Here is a 23,450-nt window from a genome sequence, read left to right as displayed (position 1 = left end):
GGCGATGACCGATTCGCCGCACACCGACGTCTGGCCCGTTCGCACCGAGCGGCTGCAGATCCGGCCGATGACGGCACCCGACGTCGACGTCATGTGGGAGTGGCGTCGACTGCCGGAGGTCAACCGGTGGCTCGGACTCGCGCCGGCCACAATCGAGGAGTTCCGCGAGCGGTACCTCGATCCCGGCCGGCTCACGTCGATGTACCTCGTCGAGCTGATCACGGAGAACGACGGGCCCACGCCGATCGGCGACATCATGATCAGGCTCGGCGACGGGTGGGCGCAGCTCGAGGTCGCCGATCAGGCGAAAGGCGTCGAGGCCGAGCTCGGCTGGGTACTCGACCCCGCGCACACCGGCCGCGGCTATGCGACCGAGGCCATCCGCGCGGTGATCGACGTCTGCTTCGGCCCGCTGGGGCTGCGTCGGGTGCACGCCGGATGCTTCGCCGACAACGAGCCGTCGTGGCGTCTGATGGAGCGGGTCGGCATGCACCGGGAGGAGTTCAGCCGAAAGACCGCTCTGCACCGGTCGGGCGAGTGGCTCGACGGCCTCAACTACGGCATCCTCGCGGAGGAGTGGACACGGACGCGTCAGAGTTCTGTGACCCCGTCGACCACGAACGTGTAGAGGTCTCTCACCAGATCAGTCGCTTCGAGGCGGTCGCGATCGCGCGCGGCGGCGACGAGCGCGTCGACGACCGATCGGAGCATGGCGGGGTTGCGGGGCCGGCTGAGCGAGCGGATGCCGAGCACCAGCGCAGGTCTCTTCGACGCGTGCAGGGCGCTCAGGTATCGGTTGCGCGAGAACACCGCGAGCAGGTCGAGCAATTCCCACAGACCTTCTGCTCCGACGACCTGGTCGCTCTCTTCGGTCGCCCAGAGTTCGCGAACCGCCGCTGCCCTGGTGGCGAACTCGGCGACCTGCGCCTCGGTCGCCTGTGCGATGCCCAGGTCGGCCGCCGCGATCGACAGACCCGAGCATTCGGCGGCGACGGCGACGAACCACGCGGGGGTCGGTGTCACCACGACCGACGCCCTGTTCAGTCGGTGCTCGATCAGGTGCATCGCCTCGAGGGCGCCGAGGGCCGACCGCACCGTGCCGGCGGCGACGTTGAGACGCTGCACGAGCGCGGTGACCGACAGGGGATCGCCGGGAGCCAGCTCGCCCGTCTCGATCGAGTGCGCAAGCGAGTCGACGACGGCATCCGCTCTCGAGGTGATGAGAGGCGGCGGCTGCTCGACCCCTCCCAGCAATCGCGTGGAGTTCAGCCTGTCGATCCGCCGGTCGGGCATGTCAGTCCCCGGGTAAGAGGACGGCGGGCGTCGAGCCGGCGGAGACGGAGGCGGATGCCGCGGCGATCGCCGCCGCGGCGCGGAGAGGTTCGATCGTCGATCTCAGGAACAGCGGTTCGATGAGGTCGCGTACCCCGACGCCGTCGCGCCGATCGAGCAGGGCACGCAGCTGATCGAGGGCCGCGCGCATGTAGTCGACGAGTTCGTCGGGCACGCGTTGCGCGGGCACTGTTCGGGTGAGGTGCAGCACCAGCTGACCGTCGAGGATGTCGATCATCGTCTGGTTGTGGGCGTTGAGCACGATCTCGCCCCACAGCGCGTACCAGAGGCTGAGCCCCTCGCGACTCGAGGTTCCTGCGAGCTCGGCGACCAGGAGTCCGTCGATCCTCTCGTGCACAGAGGCGACCTGCTCGTCGGTGTAGGTCGGCACCGCTCTGACGGCGCAGTACCCGATCATCGCGACCGCAGTTTCGACACGTTCTGCCTGTGCCTCGAGGTCGACCGGCGCGACGCGTGTGAACCGGTTGGTGCTGACCTCGATGAGTCCGAGGTCGGCGAGACGGTTGAGAGCCTCGCGGATGGGCGTGCGGGAGACGCCGTATTCGGCCTGCAGATCCTGGTCGCGGATCTCTTCGAGGGGTTGCATGCGGCCGGAGATGATCTCTTCGGCGAGCGTGGCGAAGACCTGGTCGCGGATCAGCTGCCGCGGCCGGATCGGCAGAGATGCGCTGATGTCGCCCACGGGCACACTTTATGCCGGTGTCATGCCGACGCACCATACATCAGCCACTGAAGTTTCACCGGACCAGACGACATGTGCGTAGCGTGGAGGCGTAGGGCAGCGACCCTCACCCGGCACACACTCCCCATGTCGTGCTGCGGACCTCCCCCAGATCCCGTGACCTGAGTCGCTGCCCTTTCCCTACCCCGGGGGCCGGGACCGGGATGCAGGATCTCAGCCCGCGACGAACGCGAGCACGAGCGTGGCGACCACCACCGTCGGCACGGCGACGATCGCTCCCCAGAGCATCAGGCTGCCCCAGCGGATCTCGACGCCCAGCGACACCACCCTGTGATGCCAGAGCAGCGTGGCGAGCGACGCCCAGGGTGTGATCAGCGGGCCGAGATTCACGCCGATCAGCAGCGCCATGAGCGCGACCGGATCGCCGGCTGTGGGTTCGAGGATCAGGTAGGCGGGCAGGTTGTTCACGCCGTTCGCGGCGAGCGCGCCGGCTGCAGAGAGACGCAGCAGCTCTGCGGGCGCGTGGCCACTGGTCGCGAGAACCGACAGAAAGTCGAGGATGCCGTTCGCGTGCGCGGTCTCGACCACGACGAACAGGGCCGCCGCCAGGCCGATCGCCTGCCATGGCACGAGCGAGAGTCGCAGCACATGACGACGCCGGATGCCGAACACGACGATGAGCACGAGCGCGGCGACCGTCGCGGGGATCCACACGTCATGAGTCAGTGCGAGCAGCGGCATCAGGAGCAGCAGGATGCCGGACGCCGCCCAGAAGAGCACACGGTCAGACGGGTCGCCGCCTGTCGGAGCGCGATATTCGCCGAAGAGCGTGCGTCGGTGTCGCAGCGTGAGGATCACGACGGGCACGAGCACCCCGACCAGAGTCGGCGCCCAGCTCAGCGCGATGAACGCGAGCGGGTCGTCACCGATCGACCGCGCCGCGAGCAGGTTGGTGAGGTTCGACACGGGCAGGGCGAGGGACGCCGTGTTCGCCAGCCACACGGTGACGAGGGCGAACGGAAGCGGAGGGATGCCGACGCTCTGCGCGAGCACGACCACGACCGGCGTCACGATCACCGCCGTGGTGTCGAGCGACAGGAACACCGTGCTGATGACGGCGAGCACGACGACGGACAGCCACAGCAGGATGACCCGCCCGCGGCCCCAGCGTGCCAGACGCTGGGCGACGACGTCGAACACCGCAGCATCGCGGGCCAGCTCAGCGACGATCGTGATCGCGATGACGAACCCCAGCACGGGTGCGATGCGAGCGCCGAGCGCCCCGGCATCCCCGGGTGGAAGGATGCCCGTGACGATGCAGACGAGTGCGACGGCGATGAGCGCCAGGACGATGATCGTCCCCGCTCCCAGCCGCCGTCGCGTCGCACTCACTCGCTGAGTGTAGATCCGGTGGGGGTGTGGTTCGGTGTATCTCCGACATGCGGGCGTCGACGTCTCCGCGTTGCTCGGCCCGAACTGTCGCCTACGGGTTCCTGAAGACGTCGTGGTCGCCGACCCGACGCCAACGGATCCGCAGCTCGCCCTGGACCGTGACGATCTCGAACGTGGCGCGACCATCAGGGGAGGAGAACGACCACGTCATCTCGAGAATCCCTGGGGCAGATCGCACGGACTTCACTCTCAGTGATGCCGGCCACGGAGTCGATGGGGCTTCGGCGTATGCGTCGCAGGCGGGAATGAACTTCTCTCGCAGAACCTTTCTGAATTCGGCCAGATGAACCGGCTTCAGCCTGCGGACATCGCCATCGAAGCTCGGGGTGGTCTCGAACTTCACTGCTCCGACTCGACGGCATCAAGGCTCTCGAGGAAGGCGTCCCCGTTGGAGAAGGAGGTCACCCGGCCGGCCCTCACATGTTCATCCACTTCGCGTTCGCGCTGTTGCCAACGCTCGGTCCAGAACCACGCCTGGTCGGCGGGGACAGGAACTGCCGCACGAAGCTCCACGACTCCATCCGGACGCTCGGTCACCTCAAGCTGCGTCCCCGGCTCGTTCAGATGCAGACGCTCGCGGACGCTGGCAGGCAGGGCGATGAGGCCTCGACTCTGGACGCCGACATACCCGTGGAACTCTGCGGTGGACATCACCCCAGGGTACAGTAATGCGGCTCCACCGGAAAGCTGTATAGCAGCATTTCAGCTACACAGGTGCGTTCGAGCCCGGCTTCAGTCCTCGTCCCAGGGGAGCTTCACCACCGGCAGGATGTAGACCCGCCCCATCACGGCGGTCGGATGCTTCGCCATGAAGCTCGCGGCCTCGTCGATCGACTCGGCGGTGACGATGTCGTAGCCGGCGAACCATTCCTTGAACTCCGGGAACGGGCCGTCGGTGACGAGCACCTTGCCGTCTCGCACGGCGACCGACTTCGCCTCTTCGGGCCCGGCGACGGGTGCGCCCTCGCCCAGGCTGCCTGCCGCCCGACCCTCATCCGCCCAGTCTTCGAGCAGGCGCTGATCCTCCCCCTGCGACATCGTGCCGCCGGTCGGGTCGGTCATGTGGATCACGAGGTACTTGTTGCTCATCTGCTCTCTCCATTCGGTGTGCGCCCGAGCTCTTCGCGGCGTCGGGTCAGGTGGATGATCTCTGCGGTGTTGTCGGCGAGGGCGATCGCGCGCTCATAGGCTGCCCGAGCATCGTCCCGCCGGTCCGCAGCGCGCAGCAGCTCTGCGAGCGTCACGTGGAAGGCATGGAACTGATCGAGCGCATCACGCAGCGCCTCCACGATCAGCAGCGCTCGTTCGGGCGAGTCCCGTTCTGCGACGGCGACTGCCTTGCTGAGGGTCACGACCGGGCTGGCATCGATCCGCTCGAGCTGCTCGTAGAGTCCGACGATGCGCGCCCAGTCGGTGGCGCCGGCATCCGTCGCCCGCACATGCACCGCGTTGATCTCGGCCAGCAGCCGGTGACGACCGGGGGCCGCGGCGGGTGGCTCGTCGAGCAGTGCGAGGCCTCGACCGATGAGCTCGAGGTCCCACGCCCCACGGTCCTGTTCGTCCAGGCGCACCAGCTCGCCGTCGTCGGTGACGCGTGCCGCGGCCCGCGCCTCGCTGAGCAGCATCAGCGCCAGCAGACCCGCGACCTCCTCGTCGTCGGGCAGCAGCTCGCGGAGCAGCCCGGTGAGCCGGATCGACTCGCCTGTCAGCTCGCGACGCAGTGCGGGCACTCCGGCCCCCGACGCGAAATACCCTTCGTTGAAGATCAGATAGAGCACTGCGAGGACTCCGTCGATCCGGAGGCGGAGGTCGTCGGCAGCCGGCATCCGATACGGGATCCGGTCGGTCTTGATCTTCGCCTTGGCTCGGGTGATGCGCTGCCGCACCGTGGACTCCGGGATGAGGAACGCCCGCGCGATCTCCTCGACGGTGAGACCACCGACGATTCGCAGGGTCAGGGCGACGCGCGCTTCGAGCGACAGCGCCGGGTGGCAGCAGGTGAAGAGCAGACGGAGGCGATCGTCGTCGATGACGCCCGTCGGCTCCGGTGGTTCAGGATCCTGCAGCATGAGAGCCTCCCGCTGCTTGCCATCGCGGAACGACTCACGACGCAGTCGATCGATGGCCTTGCGGTAGGCCGTGGTGGTGATCCAGCCGGCAGGGTTGGGCGGCACGCCCTCGTTCGGCCACCGCTCAGCGGCCGAGGCGAACGCCTCAGCCGCCATCTCCTCGGCGAGGTCGAGATCACCGCACCGTCGGGTGAGTCCTCCCACGATGCGCGCCCACTCGTCGCGATAGACCTGCGTGACCCGCGCACCGGCGTCGGCGTTCACCGAGGCTCCTCGATTCGATTCCGGCGCTGCATCACTCAGACTCTCTCCGTCCGCTCGATCGAGCAGGTTCCGCTCCGATCCTGCCGTCAGGACGATCATCCCGGTTCCCCGCTTCCGCCGGAAGAGATGCGCGCCCAGAGGCGGCGAGCGCGCTCACGGAGAGAACGACGCCGGATCAGACCAGGATGCTCGAGCGCCGCCCGACGTCGCACGATCTGCTCCTCGGCGTGCTCAGCCTCGAGCCGGTAGACGAGGTTCGCCACCATCGGGTCGTTGTACACAGTCACCACCGCACCTCTCGCGTCTGAGACCACCCGATCGGTGACCTCCTACCCGAACCACGAACGACGAACGACGGATGCGACAACGAGATGCGAGAAAAGTCGGATCGACCCCGAGATGTGAGCAACTCGCATGCATCCCGCACGCCACCGTAGGCAAAGCGTGAGGATCGCCATATCCCGGTCCGCACGGGAGTTGTATCGAGTCTCGTGCTCGACATCATCTACATCGCGCTGACTCTCGCGCTGTTCGCCCTCGTCTCCCTGGTCGCGAAGGGAGTGGAACGACTGTGATCGTCTTCGAGATCATCGCCGCCGCCCTCGCCGTGGCCGCCGTCGTCTACCTCGTGGTGGCTCTCGTCGCCCCGGAGAAGTTCTGATGGGCGCCGGCGCCGACCTCTGGTTCGGCATCCTGCAGGCCGCGGTCCTCATCGTCGCCATCGTGCTGCTGTATCGCCCGGTGGGCGACTACATGGCGCACGTTTTCAGCACCCCGCGTGACCTGAAAGCCGAGCGCGGCCTGTACCGACTGATCGGCGTCGACCCGGCATCCGAGCAGACCTGGCGGGCCTACGCACGCAGCGTCCTCGCGTTCTCCGTCGTCGGTCTGCTGCTGGTCTACGGGCTGCAGCGTCTGCAGGGCTTCCTGCCCGAGTCGCTCGGACTCCCTGCGGTTCCCGAGGGGCTCGCATTCAACACCGCCGCGTCGTTCGTCGCGAACACCAACTGGCAGTCGTATTCGCCCGAGCAGACCATGGGCTACACCGTGCAGCTCGCGGGCCTCACGGTGCAGAACTTCGTCTCAGCCGCTGTCGGCCTGGCCGTCGCGGTCGCTCTGATCCGCGGCTTCGCTCGCCGCGGCTCGACGACGATCGGCAACTTCTGGGTCGACCTGATCCGCGGGCTCGGACGCATCCTGCTGCCGATCGCCCTGCTCGCCGCACTCGCCCTGATCGCGGGCGGCGTGGTGCAGAACTTCGCCGGCTTCACCGACGTGACGACCGTCTCCGGTGGCACGCAGACGATCCCCGGCGGACCGGTCGCCTCGCAGGAGGCCATCAAGCTGCTCGGCACGAACGGCGGAGGCTTCTTCAACGCCAACTCGGCACATCCGTTCGAGAACCCGACCGGCTGGACCAACCTGCTGCAGATCCTGCTGATCCTCGTGATCCCGTTCGCGCTCCCCCGCACGTTCGGCCGCATGATCGGCGACAACCGCCAGGGCTATGCGATCGCCGCCGTGATGGGCACGATCTTCCTGATCTCGACCTTCGCTCTCTCGGCCCTCGAGCTGGCCGGCCGCGGCAGCGCTCCCGAACTCGCCGGCGCCGCCATGGAGGGCAAGGAGGTGCGCTTCGGCATCCTCGGCTCGACGCTGTTCGGCAGCGCCAGCACCCTGACCTCGACCGGTGCCGTCAACTCGATGCACGACTCGTACACGGCCCTGGGCGGCATGATGCCGATGCTCAACATGATGCTCGGCGAGGTCGCCCCCGGCGGCGTCGGCACCGGCCTCTACGGCATGCTCGTGCTCGCGATCATCGCGGTGTTCGTCGGCGGACTCCTCGTCGGCCGCACCCCCGAGTACCTCGGCAAGCGCATCGGCCCGAAGGAGATCAAGCTCGCGAGCCTCTACATCCTCGTGACGCCGACTCTCGTGCTGGCAGGCACCGCGCTGAGCTTCGCGATTCCCGGCATCCGAGCGGATGTCGAATCGACCAGCATCCTGAACCCGGGCGTGCACGGCATGAGCGAGGTGCTCTACGCCTTCACCTCGGCGTCGAACAACAACGGCTCGGCCTTCGCCGGCCTCACCGCGAACACCCCGTGGTTCAACACCGCACTGGGCATCGCGATGCTGCTCGGCCGGTTCATCCCGATCGTGCTCGTGCTGGCTCTCGCCGGATCCTTCGCCGCACAGCAGCGCGTACCCGAGAACACCGGAACACTGCCCACGCACCGGCCGCAGTTCGTCGGGCTCCTCGCCGCCGTCGCGGTCATCATCACGGCACTCACCTACTTCCCCGTGCTCGCACTGGGACCCCTCGCTGAAGGACTCGTCTGACATGACCCTCATCACCACACCCTCGGAACAGCAGGATGCTGCGGCATCCGCCCCCGCCTCGACCGAACCGCCGCGCTCGTTCGGCTGGGCGCAGCTGACCCAGGCCCTGCCCGGCGCCCTGCGCAAGCTCAACCCCACGTCGCTCCTGCGCAACCCCGTGATGCTCCTCGTCTGGGTCGGCGCCGCATTCACGACCGTGCTCGCGATCGCCGAGCCGTTCCTCGGCGGCCCGGCCGACTCCGGCGGAACACCCGTGCCCGCACCCTTCACCTGGGGCATCGCGATCTGGCTGTGGCTGACCGTGCTGTTCGCCAACGTCGCCGAGTCGGTGGCCGAAGGACGCGGCAAGGCGCAGGCCGCGAGCCTGCGCAAGACCCGCACGAGCACCATGGCCCGCAAGGTCGTCGGGTATGACGCCGGTGCGGATGCCACGGCCGAGCGCACCGAGACCGTCGACGTCTCGTCGGCCGAGCTGCAGCGCGACGACGTCGTGATCGTCACGGCGGGCGAGCTCATCCCCGGTGACGGCGACATCGTCGCGGGAATCGCGACCGTCGACGAGTCGGCGATCACGGGCGAGAGCGCACCGGTCATCCGCGAGTCCGGTGGCGACCGCAGTGCCGTCACCGGTGGCACGCGCGTGCTGTCTGACCGCATCGTCGTGCGCATCACCTCGAAGCCCGGCGAGACGTTCGTCGACCGCATGATCGCGCTCGTCGAGGGCGCGAGCCGTCAGCGCACACCCAACGAGATCGCGCTGAACATCCTGCTCGCGAGCCTGTCGATCGTGTTCGTGGTGGTGGTGCTCGCGCTCAACCCGATCGCCTCGTATGCGGCCTCGCCCGTCAGCATCCCGGTGCTGATCGCTCTGCTCGTGTGTCTGATCCCGACCACGATCGGCGCCCTGCTCTCGGCCATCGGGATCGCCGGCATGGACCGTCTCGTGCAGCGCAACGTGCTCGCCATGTCGGGCCGCGCCGTCGAGGCCGCAGGAGACGTCACCACCCTGCTGCTCGACAAGACCGGCACCATCACCTATGGCAACCGCCAGGCCCACGAGGTGCTGCCGCTCGCGGGCGTCGACCCCGAGGAGCTGCTGTATCTCGCCGCGCAGTCGTCGCTCGCCGACCCGACGCCCGAGGGCGCCTCGATCGTCGCCCTGGCCCGGTCGCGCGGCATCCAGGTCGACGAACCCGCCGGCGCCGTGATCGTCCCCTTCACCGCGCAGACCCGCATGTCGGGGCTCGACCTCCCCTGCGGCACCCAGATCCGCAAGGGCGCCGGCTCCGCCATCAGCGCCTGGCTCGGGCTCGCATCCGATGCCGAGCTGACCGCGCTCACCGACGGCGTCGCGTCGAGTGGCGGCACGCCCCTGGTCGTCGCCGTGAAGCATGCGGAAGGCGGCGACCGCGTGCTCGGCGTGGTGCACCTCAAGGACATCGTCAAAGACGGCCTGCGCGAGCGGTTCGAGGAGCTGCGCAGCATGGGCATCCGCACCGTCATGATCACCGGTGACAACCCGCTGACCGCCGCCGCGATCGCGAAGGAGGCGGGCGTCGACGACTTCCTCGCCGAGGCGACACCCGAGCAGAAGCTCGAGCTCATCAAGCGCGAGCAGGAGGGCGGCCGACTCGTCGCCATGACCGGCGACGGCACGAACGACGCCCCCGCTCTCGCCCAGGCCGACGTCGGCGTCGCGATGAACACCGGCACGTCGGCGGCCAAGGAGGCCGGCAACATGGTCGACCTCGACTCGGATCCGACGAAGCTCATCGACATCGTGCGCATCGGCAAGCAGCTGCTCATCACGCGCGGAGCCCTCACGACGTTCTCGCTCGCGAACGACATCGCCAAGTACTTCGCCATCATCCCGGCGATGTTCATGGGCGTCTTCCCCGGGCTCGCGGCACTCAACATCATGCAGCTGCACTCGCCGGCATCCGCTGTGACCAGCGCGATCATCTTCAACGCGATCGTGATCGTCTTCCTCATCCCGCTCGCGCTCCGAGGGGTCAAGTACCGGCCGGCGAGCGCCTCGCAGATCCTGCAGCGCAACCTGCTCGTCTACGGTCTGGGCGGCGTGATCGCGCCGTTCATCGGCATCAAGCTGATCGACCTCGTCATCACCCTCATCCCCGGTTTCTGACCGCATCCGTCTCGCTCCTCCTCTCGCTTCGAAAGGCCTCTCATGTCCTCCTCCCGCACCGTGGCCCGCACCACCGGCGTCGCGATCCGCGCGATGCTCGTGCTCACCCTCGTGCTCGGCGTCGGCTACACGCTCGTCGTCACCGGCATCGGCCAGCTGCTGCTGCCCTTCCAGGCGAACGGCTCGCCGCTGGGCGACGACAAGGGCAGCTCGCTGATCGGGCAGTCCTTCACGGATGCCGACGGCGAGGCGCTACCCGAGTACTTCCAGTCGCGGCCGTCGGCCGCCGGTGACGGCTACGACGGAGCCGCGTCCAGCGGCAGCAACCTGGGCCCGGAGAACGCCGACCTCGTCGCGTCGATCGGCGAGCGCCAGGCAGCCATCGCCGAGCGCGAAGGCGTGAGCCCCGCTGCCGTGCCGGCCGACGCCGTGACGGCATCCGGCTCGGGCCTCGACCCGCACATCAGCGTCGCCTACGCCCTCTTGCAGGTGCCCCGCGTGGCCGAGGAGCGCGACCTGCCCGAGCAGCAGGTGCGCGACCTGGTGGAGTCTAGGATTCAAGGGCGGGATCTGGGATTCCTCGGCGAAGAACGCATCAATGTCGCCGAACTCAATCTCGCGCTCGATGAGCAGGAGGGCTGATGACGGCAGAGCGGATGCCGCGGCGCGGCCGACTCCGCGTGCTGCTCGGCGCAGCCCCGGGTGTCGGCAAGACCTTCGAGATGCTCGTCGAAGGTCGCCGGCTGCTCGACGAGGGCCGGGACGTCGTGATCGCGATCGTCGAGACGCATGAGCGCGCAGCGACGGCAGCGCAGACCATCGGCATCCCCGAGGTGCCCCGCCGCACGGACCTGCACCGGGGCGTGCCGCTGAGCGAGATGGACCTGGAGGCGGTTCTCGCCCGGCATCCCGAGATCGCCCTCGTCGATGAGCTCGCCCACACCAACACCCCCGGCTCGCAGAATGCGAAGCGGTGGGAGGACGTCAGCGCTCTGCTCGATGCGGGCATCGACGTCGTCACGACGGTGAACGTGCAGCACATCGACTCGCTGAACGCCGTCGTCGAGAAGATCACCGGCATCGCACAGCAGGAGACGATTCCGGATGCCGTGGTGCGCGCGGCCGATGAGATCGAGGTCGTCGACCTGGCGCCGCAGACGCTGCGCGACCGGCTGACCGCCGGACTCGTCTATCCCGCTGAGCGGATCGACGCCGCACTCTCGAACTACTTCCGGCTCGGCAACCTCACGGCGCTGCGCGAACTCGCGCTGCTGTGGCTGGCCGACGAGGTGGACAGCGCGCTGCGCAGCTATCGCGCCGACCATGGCATCGAGGGCACCTGGCAGGCGCGCGAGCGCGTGGTCGTCGCCCTCACCGGTGGCCCCGAGGGCGAGACCCTGCTGCGTCGAGGAGCCAGAATCGCCGCCCGCTCGGCCGGTGGCGAGCTGCTTGCGGTGCACATCGCCGCGCAGGACGGCCTCCGCGATGAGACCCCCGGTGCCCTTGCTGCGCAGCGCTCGCTCGTAGAGTCGCTCGGCGGCAGCTTCCACCAGATCATCGGCGACGACATCCCCGGCACGCTCGTCGAGTTCGCGCACGGGGCCGACGCCACACAGCTCGTGATCGGCGTCAGTCGCCGCGGGCGCCTCGCGGCGGCATTGACCGGACCCGGCATCGGGTCGGAGGTCATCCGCCGCTCCGGAGACATCGACGTGCACATCGTGACGCATGCCGCCGCGGGCGGTCGCGTCGCTCTCCCCCGCATCACCGGCGGTGCGCTGGGGTGGCGTCGTCAGGTGCTCGGGTTCGCGGTGGCACTCGTCTTCGGGCCTCTGCTGTCGTGGGCGATGTTCGCGTTCCGCAGCCCCGAGTCGATCACGGTCGAGGTGCTGGCCTTCCAGCTGCTCGTCGTGATCGTGGCCCTGGTCGGCGGAGTGCGCCCCGCCGTCTTCGCGGCGGTGCTGTCAGGCATCACACTCGACTTCCTGTTCGTCGCTCCGCTCTTCACCATCACGATCGCGCATCCGCTGCACGTGCTCGCCCTCGCGCTGTACGTGACCATCGCCATCCTCGTCAGCATCATCGTCGATCAGGCCGCTCGCCGAGCGCGCACCGCGCAGCGCGCAGCCGCCGAGGCCGAACTGCTCGCGGCAGTCGCAGGCAACGTGCTCCGAGGCGACAACGCCGTGCTCGCCCTCGTCAGCCGCACGCGCGAGGCGTTCGGGCTCACCGGCGTGCGGCTGCTCACCGCCGACGGCGAGGTGCTGGCCACCGACGGCGAACCCGTTCCCGACGGACGCGCCACGACCGTTCCGGTCGGTGCCGGCGGCTCGGCACCCGCCGTGCTCGAACTGCACGGCGAACCGCTCGACACCCCCGCTCGACGCCTGCTCGACGCCATCGTCGCCCAGCTGGCGGCGGCCATCGAGCACACCGATCTGCGTGCCACGGCGCGGGAAGTCGCGGCGCTGGCCGAGACGGACCAGGTGCGCAGTGCCCTTCTTTCGGCCGTGAGCCACGACCTGCGTCGGCCGCTCGCCTCGGCCGTCGCCGCGATCGGCGGACTCCGTGGGGCGCACGTCCTGTCGGCATCCGACCGGGAAGAGCTGCTGGCCACGGCGGACGAGAGCCTCGCGACCCTGTCGTCGCTCGTCACAGATCTGCTCGATGTCAGTCGCGTGCAGGCAGGAGTGCTCGCCGTCTCGACCATGCGTCTCGACGTGGCGGGCCCCGTGCTCGCGGCCGTCGACGAGCTGGGCCTGGGCCCGTCTGACGTCGAGCTGGCGATGGATGCCGGGCTTCCCGCTGTGTCGGCCGATCCGGTGCTGCTGCAGCGCGTGCTCGTGAACGTGATCGCCAACGCGCACCGCCACTCGCCCGCAGAGAGTCGGGTGATCGTGTCGACGAGCACCCTCGGCGAGCGCGCGGAGATCCGCGTCATCGACCGGGGCGCCGGGGTGCCGGTCGAGAAGCGGGACCAGATCTTCCAGCCGTTCCAGCGCCTCGGCGACACCGACAACACCACCGGCCTCGGCCTCGGACTCGCGCTGTCGCGCGGATTCGCCGAGGGCATGGGCGGTACCCTGACACCCGAGGACACCCCCGGCGGTGGACTCACCATGGTCATCTCGCTGCCGCTGGCCGCAGAGCCCGAACTCACGCAGGAGGAGACGGAGTGAAGCTCCTCATCGCCGACGACGACCCGCAGATGGTGCGCGCGCTGCGAATCACGCTCGCCGCCCACGGATACGAGGTGGTCGTCGCACCGGACGGCGCCGCTGCGGTGGCGGCCGCCGCCCAGACCCACCCCGACCTGATCATGCTCGACCTCGGGATGCCGCGGCTCGACGGCATCGAGGTGATCCAGGCGCTGCGTGGGTGGACGACCGTGCCGATCATCGTCGTCTCGGGTCGCACCGGCTCAGCCGACAAGGTCGAAGCGCTGGATGCCGGAGCAGACGACTTCGTCACCAAGCCGTTCCAGGTCGACGAGCTCCTCGCGCGGCTGCGCGCGCTGTCACGTCGGTCGGTGCCCGCTGGCGGCGAATCGACCGTCGGATTCGGCGACGTCGTCGTCGACCTCGCGACGAAGACCGTCACCAGGGCGGGCACGCGGGTTCATCTCACGCCCACCGAGTGGCGCATGCTCGAGCATCTCGCCCGGCATCCCGGAGCTCTCGTCACCCGGCAGGACCTGCTGAAGGAGATCTGGGGCAGCGAGCAGGTCTCCGACTCCGGATACCTGCGGCTGTACATGTCTCAGCTGCGCAAGAAGCTCGAGGCCGAGCCCAGCACGCCGGCACACCTGCTCACCGAATCCGGCATGGGGTATCGGCTCGTCCTCTGAGCCCTCTGCCGGTCCCGAGAATCAGAGGGCGATGTCGGCCCGCGGGCGACGCAGCACGCCCCATGCACCGGCAGCGACGAGGGCGACCGCGACGATGATCGCGGCGATGGCGGTGATGGTGCTCTCGGGTTCTCCGGTCAGACGGCCGACGGCGAGCCAGCCGAGGCCCCACGCGGTTGCGAGTGCCGGGGCGGCACGCCTGGTCACGAGGGCGGTGGCGACACCGATCACGAGCACGACCGCGAGCACGGCGACCGCCCAGATCTCGGCCTGGTCGGCCCATGCTGAGGGTGCGATCTGCGTGAACCAGGCCGTCGTGTTCGCCACGGTCGCGATGGTGACCCAGCCGCAGTGCAGGCCGTTCGCGCCGTCGACCACGATGCGCTCCGGCCAGGTGCGAGCGCGGCTGCGCCCGAGGATCACGATGACCCGGGCGAGGGTGGCGAGCAGCAGCGCGATCACGAGCACCGTCAGCGGAAGCGACAGGAACTGCGCCGTCACGAGCCAGAGCCCATTGAGGATCATGGACGCGGCGATCCATCCGCCGACCGCGCGCTGACGTTCATCCGCCCGCTGCGGCGGAAGCGCCTGCCACACCGTATAGGCGATGAGGCCGAGGTAGATCAGCGACCAGATCGAGAAGGCGGGACCGGCCGGGGCCAAGTACGACCCTTGCGCCGACAGGGCTCCATCCTGCAGCTCACTGACCGAAGTGCCGCCGAAGGCGCCGGAGCCCACGGCCGCGGCTATCAGCATGAACGTGGCCGAGGCGATGATGATCGACTGGCGAGCGATGTCCTGCGTCCGGGATTCCATGCTGGAAACCTACGCGGGTCTGCGGCGGAGCGCACCAGCCTTGACACCGACCACCCGAAAGGCTAGCCAGGCTAGCTAAATCCCTGAAGCAGACACGAAGTCAGGCGGCGACGGCGGCGTCGATCAGCACCTGCGCCGCATTGCGGGCCTGCACGGCGACCTGAGGGTCGGCGGCGATCGCCGCGGTGCTCTGCGCACCCTCCGCGAGGATCGACAGCTGGGCGGCGAGCGACGCCGGTGCGCCGGCGTCCATCACGAGACCCGACATGTAGGCCTGGAACGAGGCCTTGTGGTCGCGGACGATCTTCGCGACCTCCGGGTTCGTGCCGCCGAGTTCGCCGAACGCGTTGATGAAGGCGCAGCCGCGGAAGTCGTCGGCGCAGAACCAGTCCTCGAGGTATCCGTAGACGGCGAGCAGCCGGTCGCGCGGGTCGGCTCCGGCATCGGCGACAGCCCCGGTCAGCCCCGATTCCCACTCCGCGTGCTTGCGCGCGAGAACCGCCGTGACGATGTCGGTCTTCGACGGGAACAGCGCATAGAGGCGGCGCAGCGACACGCCGGCCGCGGCCCTCAGCTCGTCCATGCCGACAGCCGCGTATCCCTTGCGGTAGTAGAGCTCGTCCGCCGCCGCAAGGATCTGTTCACGCACCGTTTCCTCCGTCATGCTCCCAGTGTACTTGACATGAGAACGAACGTTCTCTACAGTGGGGAACATCAGCGAGAACGACCGTTCTCACCGGACCGAAAAGGATCAGGATCATGGGCTACATCACCGTCGGAAACGAGAACAGCACCTCGATCGAGCTCTACTACGAAGACCAGGGATCGGGCCAGCCCGTCGTCCTGATCCACGGCTACCCGCTCGACGGCCACAGCTGGGAGCGCCAGACCCGCGAGCTGCTCGCTCAGGGCTACCGCGTCATCACCTACGACCGCCGCGGATTCGGTCAGTCGTCGAAGGTCAACACCGGCTATGACTACGACACGTTCGCCGCCGACCTCAACACGGTGCTCGAGACCCTCGACCTGCGCGACGTCGTGCTCGTCGGATTCTCGATGGGCACCGGCGAGCTCGCCCGCTACGTCGCCAAGTACGGCCACGAGCGCGTCGCCAAGCTCGCCTTCCTCGCCTCGCTCGAGCCCTTCCTCGTGCAGCGCGACGACAACCCCGAGGGTGTGCCGCAGGACGTCTTCGACGGCATCGAGGCCGCAGCCAAGGGCGACCGCTTCGCCTGGTTCACCGACTTCTACAAGAACTTCTACAACCTCGACGAGAACCTCGGATCGCGCATCAGCCAGGAGGCCGTCACCGGCAGCTGGAACGTCGCGATCGGCAGCGCACCCGTCGCCGCCTACGCCGTCGTCTCGTCGTGGATCGAGGACTTCCGCGGTGACGTCGACGCCGTGCGCGACGCCGGCAAGCCCACCCTGATCCTGCACGGCACGAAGGACAACATCCTGCCGATCGACGCCACGGCCCGCCGGTTCCACCAGGCAGTGCCCGCCGCGACCTACGTCGAGGTCGAGGGCGCCCCGCACGGCCTGCTCTGGACCCACGCCGACGAGGTCAACGCCGCACTGAAGGACTTCCTCAGCAAGTAATCCGCGAACCGCACGAGAGCCCGGCATCCACCTCAGGATGCCGGGCTCTCGCTCGTGATCACCCCGGGAAGCCCAGACGAGGTCCGGCAGACACCGCGTGTCGCGCCTGGACACGCCACCCACCGATCCGATGCTCTGCGTTTTCCCTTCCACGAGCGCTGCCGTCAGCGCTTCACCGTCACCGTGAGCGTCTTGCTCTCGGCACTTCCGGTGGCGTTCACGAACTCGACGCGGTACGTGTGCTTCCCGACAGAGCGGCCTGTGACCGGCACCGTCGCACGCTGCGCGGCGGGGCTGTTCGCGACCAGGTCGCCCTCGGAGATCAGCACACCGTCTTCGTACAGGCGGTACGAGGTCGCGTTCGTGCCCCACCACATGTCGGCGGTGAGCGTGTACGAGCCGTCGCCGTCCCAGTTGTCGGCCGACAGCACGGGCGTGCCGGGAGCCGCATCCTTCACCTTCACCGTCACGGGCTTCACCGACGTCACGCCACGTGAGTTGACCAGTTCGCCGGTGTAGACGTAGCTGCCATTCGCCTTGCCGGTCACGGCGACCTGTGCCGTCTGCGCACCGGTGCCTCCGAACGTCAGCGGCACCGTCTCGATCAGCACGCCGTTCTCGAACACTCGCAGCTTGGTGGCGTTCTGCCCCCACCACAGATTCATGGTGAGCGTGAAGTCGCCGTCGAGCAGCCCGGTGTCGCGGCCGTTGTCGTGCGACAGCAATCCCCGCGCCGGCGCGGCCGTCGCCGAATCTTTCACCACGAGGGCGTCGACCGCGGCATCCAGCACGTCCAGCGCACCCGCGACAGCAGATGCGCTCGGGCTCGTCGCCGCCAGCACGATGTCAGCCCGCGCGATCGCGCCGGGCACCGCAGCCGTCGACGACTCGACGTACGCAGCGAGGTCGAGTGCTGCAGCAGCATCCCGTCGCTCCCGCAGCGCAGTCGTGTCGGCACCGGCAACCGGCTCGCGCACGAGTTCCAGGTCGTCGAGCGTGCCCCAGGCCCCCGCCGGAAGCGCCGCAGACACTCGCACGGTCGCCACGCCCTCGGCTCCGACCTGCAGCGCCTCGGTGGTCGGCGTCGACCACACGCGCCAGCCGTCGAGTCCGAAGGCCGCAGGCGCGCCCGCCACCGCAGCAGAAGACAGAGACAGCGCGACCTTGCCGTCTGCGCCCTCGCCATCACCCTGCAACGACGCCCGTGCGACATACGACCCGGCGGGCAGCCCGGTCACGGTCTGCGACAGCTCGAACGAATACGCGGATGCCGCGTAGAAGTGCGCCGAATGCGTGCCGCTCCGCGGGTCGTCCCACGCACGCAGAGTCAGCCCCGATCCGGTCGCACTCCACATGCTCGTGTCCGCATCCTCGAACCCGGGGCTGCGCAAGAAGTTGCGTGCCGAGACGACGACGGTCGCGGTGGCCGCGAGGCCGGCATCCGTCACTCCCGCGATCGCGTACTCGCCGACGCCCTCGATGAATTCCGCGGCCGACGACCAGGTGACCGCCTCCTGCTCCGACGATCCGTCGTTGTAGAGCACTGTGACCTCGCCCGGCAGCTCGACGGCGTCCCCCTCGGTCAGGTGCAGCGCCACCGGCTGCACCGATTCGACCGCGCGCGGAGCCTGAGCCCCGGTGCGCACGTACGAGAAGATGTTCAGCGCGTCGGATGCCGTGCCGTCGAAGCCGAAGAGCGCCTGGTTGTCCCACGCGGATCCACCGAACCAGTGCCCCGCATCCTCGGGCTCGTACTCGCCCGCGAAGCTCGACGCCCATCCCGATCCGTCGCGCTCCCACAGCGTCTTGTTCTGCTCGAGCTGCGCCGGAGGCCCGACCGGCAGCCAGGCCGGCTCCCAGTAGTAGACCCCGATTCCTGCCTCGCCCACGTCGGCGACGGCCTGCACGACCGCGCGCACCGCATCGGCCTGCCCCTGCACGCTCACCGGGTACTGCGTAGCCTCGGACGGCAGGTCGACGACGTTGCCGTGGCCGTCTCCGTCGTCGAGGGTGAACGCCCACGAGGTCTCGGCGACCATGACCTTCTTGCCGTAGGTCTCGGCGACGTGCGAGAGCACGGCCGTGAGGTTCTCGGGGGTCCCGTGCCAGAACGGGTAGTACGACGACGCGAACACGTCGTAGTCGACGTCGCGGCGGTCGAGCTGGGCGGCGACGTCGGCATAGAAGTCGGCGCGCTCGGGGTTCGTGAAGTGCACCGCGACGAGAGTGTCCGGCGCCTCGGCGCGCACCGCGGCTGAGCCTGCGGAGAACACCTTGGCCATGTCGTCCCAGCCACGCACCCCGGCGACTCCGCCGTTGGTCTCGTTGCCGACCTGCACCATGCGCAGGTCGACCCCGGCCGCGACGAGCCGCCGCACCGCATCGCGGGTGAAGACGCCCACCTCGGCGGCGACCTGATCGGCCGTCATCCCCTCCCACGCCTTCGGCGCCTGCTGCTTGGCGGGGTCGGCCCAGAAGTCGGAGTAGTGGAAGTCGACGAGCACGCCGAGTCCGGCATCCGTCGCGCGCTGCGAGATCTCGATTGCCCGCTCGACGTCGACGTCACCGCCGCCGTAGCCGTTGCCGTTCGCGTCGAACGGGTCGTTCCACACGCGCACCCGCACGTCGGTGACCCCGGCGTCGGCGAGGATCTCGAACAGATCACCCGGGGTGCCGTCGGCATCGCGGAAGACCACACCGGATTCCTCGAGCGACAGCACCGACGACACGTCGACGCCGCCGATGAAGTCGTCAGGCAGATTCTCGACCCGGGGGACGGTGATGGTGGCATCCACCGGGTCGGCCGCAGCGGCCGAGACCGCAGCGGTCGAGACCGCAGCGGCCGAGACGGGCGCGGACGACGCGGCCGACGCCGGCAGCGCGACGCCGATGAGGGCGACGGCGGTGACAGTTGCCAGGGCGGTGGAGAGAAGGGAACGCGTGCGACGGTGCATGACGGCCTTTCGAGCAGTGCGGAAAAAGGGATCAGCCCTTGACGGATCCCTGGGTGAGCCCGCCGACGATGTACTTCTGCAGCGAGAAGAACAGCGCGAGCACGGGCACGGCGGCGACCACGACACCGGCGGCGAAGAGCCCCCAGCGCGAGGTCAGCTGATTCGAGACCCACTGGTACATGCCGACGGCGAGGGTCCAGTTGTCCTCGGAGGTGAGGATGATCTTCGACAGGATGAAGTCGCCGAAGGCCGCGAGGAACGCGAGCAGTGCGACGACCGCGAGGATCGGCACGACCAGCGGCATGATGAGCCGCCAGAAGATCTGCGCATGGCTGGCGCCGTCGATCTTCGCCGACTCGTCGATCTCGACGGGGATCGTGTTGAAGAAGCCGTACATCAGGAAGGTGTTCGCGCCGAGTGCGCCGCCGAGGTAGACGCAGATAAGGGCGATCTTGGAGTTGATGCCGAGGGCCGGCACCACGTCGCCGAGCGTCTGCAGCATCAGGAAGATCGCGATGAACGCGAGCGCCTGCGGGAACATCTGCAGCACGAGCAGGGTGGTGAGGCTCGCGCGCCGCCCGCTGAAGCGGAAGCGCGAGAACGCGTAGGCACCGCAGGCGCCCATGAGCACCGAGCCGACCGCGGTCACGCCGCCGATCAGCAGGGTGTTGCCGAACCACACCCAGTAGCGGGATTCGCCGAGGGCGATGTAGTTCGCGGGGTCGAACGCACTGAACAGGGCGCTGGATGCCGCGAGGCTGCCGTTCGGGTTGAGCGACGCCGACAGCACGTAGACGAGCGGGAACGCGGCGAAGAACAGCACGCCTGCGGCGAGGATGTACTTCCAGCCGACCTCGCCCCACCAGCGACGCCGTCGTGCGCCTGCGCGTGCAGCATCCGCACCCTTCGATGAACCGGTCACGATGACTCTGGTCTCACTCATCACTGGTACTCCTCGAGCTTGCGGGTCTGTCGGAAGCTCAGCGCTGAGATGAGACCGACCACGATGAAGGCGATGATCGACAGCGCACTCGCGAGGCCGTAGTCGGCCGCACCACCCGAGACGCCGGAGACGTCGTAGATGGCCGAGACGAGGATGTCGGTCGAGCCCAGTGCATACGGGGCTCCGGCGATGGCCGGCCCGCCGTTGTTGAAGGTGTAGATCACGGTGAAGTTGTTGAACGCGACGGCGAACGAGGCGATCAGCAGAGGGGCGGTCGACACGAGCAGCAGCGGCAGCACGATCGCGCGGAAGCGCTGCAGCTTGTTGGCACCGTCGATCTCGGCCGCTTCGAGGGTCTCGCCGGGCAGCGACTGCAGCGCGCCCGTGCACACGAGGAACCAGTAGGGGTAGCTCAGCCACACGTTCACGAAGATCACCGCGGCCCGGGTCAGCCACGGGTCGCCGAGCCAGTTGATCTGCGAGCCGAAGAAGAACAGGTCGTTGATCACGCCGAACTCGGCGTTGAACATGCCGCGGAACAGCAGCGCGGCCATGAACGCCGGGAACGCGTACGGGAGGATGAACAGCGCCCGGAGGAACCGCCGCCCCTTGACCCGAGGGTCGTTGTAGACGATCGCGAGTCCGAGTCCGACGGCGAAGCTCAGCACCACCGAGAGGATCGCGAACGCGAAGGTCCAGACCGTGACGCTCAACAGGGTGCCGGCGAGGTTCGCATCCGTGAACAGCTTGAGGAAGTTCGCGAAGCCGACGTTCACCGACCAGCCGGTTGGCAACGCCGTGCCGTCTTCGGCCACGAACGCACCGAGATCCGTGGCCGTGTAGACAGTGCCCGACTGCATGTCGGTGATGGTCTGCGCTTCGGCATCCCACACCAACGTGGGTTCGTAGACCGAGCCGGTCGACCCCTCGCGAGTGCGGATCGATCCGTCGTTCGGGTCGTCCGAGACCGGAACCCTGAGGTCCTTGATCGTCGCGCCGAGTGTCGGGTCGGTCAGCACCGTCGCCCGCGGGACGACCGTCCATCCAGGCACCTCGCTCGGGGCGCCCGTGGTGCCGATCTCGGCGTCGGATGCGGTGGTCAGCGGCTCGGTCGCGGATCCGACCTGCACGTCACCGTCGTCATCGACGATCGCGAAGCCGAGCTCCTCACCGCGCTGCACGATCGAGAGCGGGTAGTCGGAGGAGCCCTCGATGCGACGCTCGCCCTGGATCAGCGCGGCCTCGACCGCCTGCTCCTGCGTGCCGACGTGGCCGGTGCCGTAGTTCGTGAAGGCGATGTAGGCCGTGTAGCCGAAGATGAAGACCTGGAAGACGAGCAGGAAGATCAGCCCTGGCAGCAGGTACTTCAGAGGCAGCGCCTTGCGGGTGAAGTACACCCAGTCGGCGATGATCACCAGCAGCACGACGACGCCGAGGACGATCCACGACTCGGCGCTCCACGCCGAGATCGCCGTCATGATGCCGAAGGCGTTGACCAACGCCATCAGGGCGAGCTTGATGAGGAAGCCCCAGCCCAGGCCGCGGAAGCGGCGGGCGTGGGACTCGCGCGAGGGCTTCACCACGGGGGTGGGGGCCTCGGCCGGAGGTGCCTGGATCGTCATGTGTGCGTCCTGTCTGAGGACCGCAGGACGGGGAGGGGTTCGGGCCCCTCCCCATCCGGCGGGGTCAGCCGGCGAGAGTCGTCTCGAGGTCGGCGACCATGGTGTTCCACGTCGACACGGGGTCGGCGCCGTTGATGATCTGCGCCTGCGCGGCGTTCCACAGGTCCCAGACCGAACCCATCTCGGGGATCGACGGCATCGGGACACCGGACTGCGCGGAGGCCACGAAGCCGGCCGTGATCGGGTCGGACGAGACCTCTTCGGCGAGAGTCGACCAGGCGGGGATGCGCGGGTCGGCCTCGTAGAGCGCGCGCTGCGCGTCTTCGGTGCCGAGGTAGTTCACGAGGAACTCCTGGGCCAGAAGAGCGTTCTTGCTCTTGCTGGAGAGGTAGAAGCCCTGCACGCCGACGAAGGGCGCGGCGGGCTCGCCACCCGCAGACGGGATCGGGTTGACGGCGACGTTGACTCCCTCGAACGCGCTGATCGCCCACGGACCCTGGATCGTGTAGGGGGCCTTGCCCGATGCGAACAGCTCGTTGTTGATGTCGTAGTCGACGGTGGTCGAGATGTAGCCGGTGCCGCTCGAGCCGTTGGCGCCGAGCCAGCTGGCGAATGCCTCGCCGGGCGCTCCGCCCATGCCGACCTCGCTCGTGTACGAACCGGTGCCGTCCTGCACGAAGACGGGCGCGCCGAACGAGGTCTGCAGGCCGTACATCGTGTAGCCGTCGCCGGTCTCGCCACCGGTGTTGATGACGAACGGACGCTCGGTGCCTGCCGAGACACCCTTCGCGATCATGTCGTCCCAGGTGGCCGGGGCCTCGGCGCCGACGAGGTCGACGTTCTGCACGAGGGCGATGGTCTCGAGCGAGTACGGCATCGCGTACAGCTGACCGTCGTAGGTCATGGCGTCGAGGGCGACCTGCTCGAACTCCGACGCCTTGTCGCCGAGGTCGATCGTGTCCACGACGCCTGCGGCGACCAGTGCGCCCAGCCAGTCGTGCGCGCCGACCGTGATGTCGGGGCCCTCGCCGGTCGGGACCTGCGCGATGAAGTCATTGCGGAGGTCTTCGAAGTTCTTCTGCACGAGGGTGACCTTGGCTCCGGTCTCCTCCTCGAACGCCTCGGCGGCTGCGGTGATCGCGGCTTCGCGCTCGGCATCCGTCCAGATGACGAGTTCAGCGCCGTCGCCGGATGCGGCGTCGTCGCCGCCCTCGGGTGCGCCGGCGGAGCAGCCCGCGAGGACCACGGCCGCGGCCAGAGCGAGTGCGCCGACTCCGATGTGCTTGCGCATGCGTTTTCCTATCTGTCGTGGCCGACGATGCGCTGCGCGTCATCGCGACCGGGGTGGGTGTTG

The 23,450-nt window shown here is 68.6% G+C and carries 21 protein-coding genes; 8 read left to right on the top strand and 13 right to left on the bottom strand.

The annotated features are described in order from the left end of the window. The first annotated feature begins 4 nt into the window (after nucleotides 1-4). The gene (locus ACZ0AA_RS15545; RefSeq protein ID WP_463513492.1) at nucleotides 5-628 is read left to right on the top strand and encodes a GNAT family N-acetyltransferase; all 624 of its coding nucleotides are present in this window, start codon (nucleotides 5-7) and stop codon (nucleotides 626-628) included. On the opposite strand, the gene ACZ0AA_RS15540 is transcribed toward ACZ0AA_RS15545, so the two are convergent. From ACZ0AA_RS15540 to ACZ0AA_RS15510, 7 genes are all read right to left on the bottom strand, one after another. Continuing rightward, nucleotides 592-1,293, bottom strand: coding sequence for a GntR family transcriptional regulator (locus tag ACZ0AA_RS15540; RefSeq protein WP_463513491.1), 702 nt, complete (start codon nucleotides 1,291-1,293; stop codon nucleotides 592-594). The two genes, ACZ0AA_RS15545 and ACZ0AA_RS15540, sit on opposite strands and share 37 nt — an antisense overlap. A 1-nt stretch (nucleotide 1,294) precedes the next feature. Then, a complete protein-coding gene (locus ACZ0AA_RS15535) occupies nucleotides 1,295-2,035 on the bottom strand; it encodes a GntR family transcriptional regulator (RefSeq protein ID WP_463513490.1) in 741 nt (246 codons plus the stop codon). A 213-nt stretch (nucleotides 2,036-2,248) separates the two neighbouring features. After that, the gene (locus tag ACZ0AA_RS15530; RefSeq protein ID WP_463513489.1) at nucleotides 2,249-3,427 is read right to left on the bottom strand and encodes an SLC13 family permease; all 1,179 of its coding nucleotides are present in this window, start codon (nucleotides 3,425-3,427) and stop codon (nucleotides 2,249-2,251) included. A gap of 399 nt (nucleotides 3,428-3,826) precedes the next feature. Then, a complete protein-coding gene (locus tag ACZ0AA_RS15525) occupies nucleotides 3,827-4,138 on the bottom strand; it encodes an AbrB/MazE/SpoVT family DNA-binding domain-containing protein (RefSeq protein WP_400862670.1) in 312 nt (103 codons plus the stop codon). An 81-nt stretch (nucleotides 4,139-4,219) separates the two neighbouring features. Then, entirely contained in the window at nucleotides 4,220-4,576 is a 357-nt protein-coding gene (locus ACZ0AA_RS15520) for a YciI family protein (RefSeq protein ID WP_463513488.1), read from the bottom strand. Beyond that, nucleotides 4,573-5,820 (bottom strand): RNA polymerase sigma factor, encoded by a 1,248-nt coding sequence (locus ACZ0AA_RS15515; RefSeq protein ID WP_463513487.1) that lies wholly within the window; start codon nucleotides 5,818-5,820, stop codon nucleotides 4,573-4,575. The genes ACZ0AA_RS15520 and ACZ0AA_RS15515 overlap by 4 nt, the downstream gene beginning before the upstream one ends. A 95-nt stretch (nucleotides 5,821-5,915) precedes the next feature. Beyond that, nucleotides 5,916-6,107 (bottom strand): hypothetical protein, encoded by a 192-nt coding sequence (locus ACZ0AA_RS15510; RefSeq protein WP_463513486.1) that lies wholly within the window; start codon nucleotides 6,105-6,107, stop codon nucleotides 5,916-5,918. Between the two features lie 284 nt (nucleotides 6,108-6,391). Between ACZ0AA_RS15510 and ACZ0AA_RS15505 the strand changes: the two genes are divergently transcribed. From ACZ0AA_RS15505 to ACZ0AA_RS15480, 6 genes are read left to right on the top strand one after another with little or no spacing between them, the layout of a single operon-like run. Continuing rightward, a complete protein-coding gene (locus ACZ0AA_RS15505) occupies nucleotides 6,392-6,481 on the top strand; it encodes a potassium-transporting ATPase subunit F (RefSeq protein WP_056276367.1) in 90 nt (29 codons plus the stop codon). After that, nucleotides 6,481-8,166: a potassium-transporting ATPase subunit KdpA gene (gene kdpA, locus ACZ0AA_RS15500; RefSeq protein WP_463513485.1), complete on the top strand. Its 1,686-nt coding sequence runs from the start codon at nucleotides 6,481-6,483 to the stop codon at nucleotides 8,164-8,166. The genes ACZ0AA_RS15505 and kdpA overlap by 1 nt, the downstream gene beginning before the upstream one ends. A gap of 1 nt (nucleotide 8,167) precedes the next feature. Further along, the gene (kdpB, locus tag ACZ0AA_RS15495) at nucleotides 8,168-10,312 is read left to right on the top strand and encodes a potassium-transporting ATPase subunit KdpB (protein ID WP_463513484.1); all 2,145 of its coding nucleotides are present in this window, start codon (nucleotides 8,168-8,170) and stop codon (nucleotides 10,310-10,312) included. Nucleotides 10,313-10,354: 42 nt separating this feature from the next. Then, nucleotides 10,355-10,954, top strand: coding sequence for a potassium-transporting ATPase subunit KdpC (kdpC, locus tag ACZ0AA_RS15490; RefSeq protein WP_463513483.1), 600 nt, complete (start codon nucleotides 10,355-10,357; stop codon nucleotides 10,952-10,954). Between the two features lie 14 nt (nucleotides 10,955-10,968). After that, nucleotides 10,969-13,491: an ATP-binding protein gene (locus ACZ0AA_RS15485; protein ID WP_463513851.1), complete on the top strand. Its 2,523-nt coding sequence runs from the start codon at nucleotides 10,969-10,971 to the stop codon at nucleotides 13,489-13,491. After that, nucleotides 13,488-14,159 (top strand): response regulator, encoded by a 672-nt coding sequence (locus tag ACZ0AA_RS15480; protein WP_400862682.1) that lies wholly within the window; start codon nucleotides 13,488-13,490, stop codon nucleotides 14,157-14,159. Before ACZ0AA_RS15485 ends, ACZ0AA_RS15480 begins: the two co-directional genes overlap by 4 nt. A 21-nt stretch (nucleotides 14,160-14,180) precedes the next feature. Here the strand turns inward: ACZ0AA_RS15480 and ACZ0AA_RS15475 are convergent, their stop codons facing one another. Further along, complete coding sequence (locus ACZ0AA_RS15475) at nucleotides 14,181-14,975, bottom strand: tryptophan-rich sensory protein (protein ID WP_463513482.1); 795 nt, start codon at nucleotides 14,973-14,975, stop codon at nucleotides 14,181-14,183. A 100-nt stretch (nucleotides 14,976-15,075) separates the two neighbouring features. Continuing rightward, a complete protein-coding gene (locus tag ACZ0AA_RS15470) occupies nucleotides 15,076-15,639 on the bottom strand; it encodes a TetR/AcrR family transcriptional regulator (protein ID WP_463513481.1) in 564 nt (187 codons plus the stop codon). A gap of 95 nt (nucleotides 15,640-15,734) precedes the next feature. On the opposite strand from ACZ0AA_RS15470, the gene ACZ0AA_RS15465 reads away from it, so the two are divergent. Further along, nucleotides 15,735-16,577, top strand: a complete 843-nt coding sequence (locus ACZ0AA_RS15465) for an alpha/beta fold hydrolase (RefSeq protein WP_400862687.1) — start codon at nucleotides 15,735-15,737, stop codon at nucleotides 16,575-16,577. 164 nt (nucleotides 16,578-16,741) lie between these two features. On the opposite strand, the gene ACZ0AA_RS15460 is transcribed toward ACZ0AA_RS15465, so the two are convergent. The 4 genes from ACZ0AA_RS15460 to ACZ0AA_RS15445 all read right to left on the bottom strand — a co-directional run bounded on the left by ACZ0AA_RS15460 (nucleotide 16,742) and on the right by ACZ0AA_RS15445 (nucleotide 23,387). Then, nucleotides 16,742-19,531: a glycosyl hydrolase 53 family protein gene (locus ACZ0AA_RS15460; protein WP_463513480.1), complete on the bottom strand. Its 2,790-nt coding sequence runs from the start codon at nucleotides 19,529-19,531 to the stop codon at nucleotides 16,742-16,744. A 31-nt stretch (nucleotides 19,532-19,562) separates the two neighbouring features. Continuing rightward, a complete protein-coding gene (locus ACZ0AA_RS15455) occupies nucleotides 19,563-20,474 on the bottom strand; it encodes a sugar ABC transporter permease (protein WP_400862691.1) in 912 nt (303 codons plus the stop codon). Then, nucleotides 20,474-22,096 carry an ABC transporter permease subunit gene (locus ACZ0AA_RS15450; RefSeq protein ID WP_463513479.1) on the bottom strand — a complete coding sequence of 541 codons (1,623 nt, stop codon included), beginning with the start codon at nucleotides 22,094-22,096 and terminating at the stop codon, nucleotides 20,474-20,476. Before ACZ0AA_RS15450 ends, ACZ0AA_RS15455 begins: the two co-directional genes overlap by 1 nt. A gap of 64 nt (nucleotides 22,097-22,160) precedes the next feature. Continuing rightward, nucleotides 22,161-23,387, bottom strand: a complete 1,227-nt coding sequence (locus ACZ0AA_RS15445; protein ID WP_400862695.1) for a sugar ABC transporter substrate-binding protein — start codon at nucleotides 23,385-23,387, stop codon at nucleotides 22,161-22,163. Nucleotides 23,388-23,450: the final 63 nt, after the last annotated feature.

Source organism: Microbacterium sp. AC035 (genome assembly GCF_979258485.1).
Note: the sequence above shows the minus strand (reverse complement) of the source record. Positions and strands in the feature narration are given on the sequence as shown.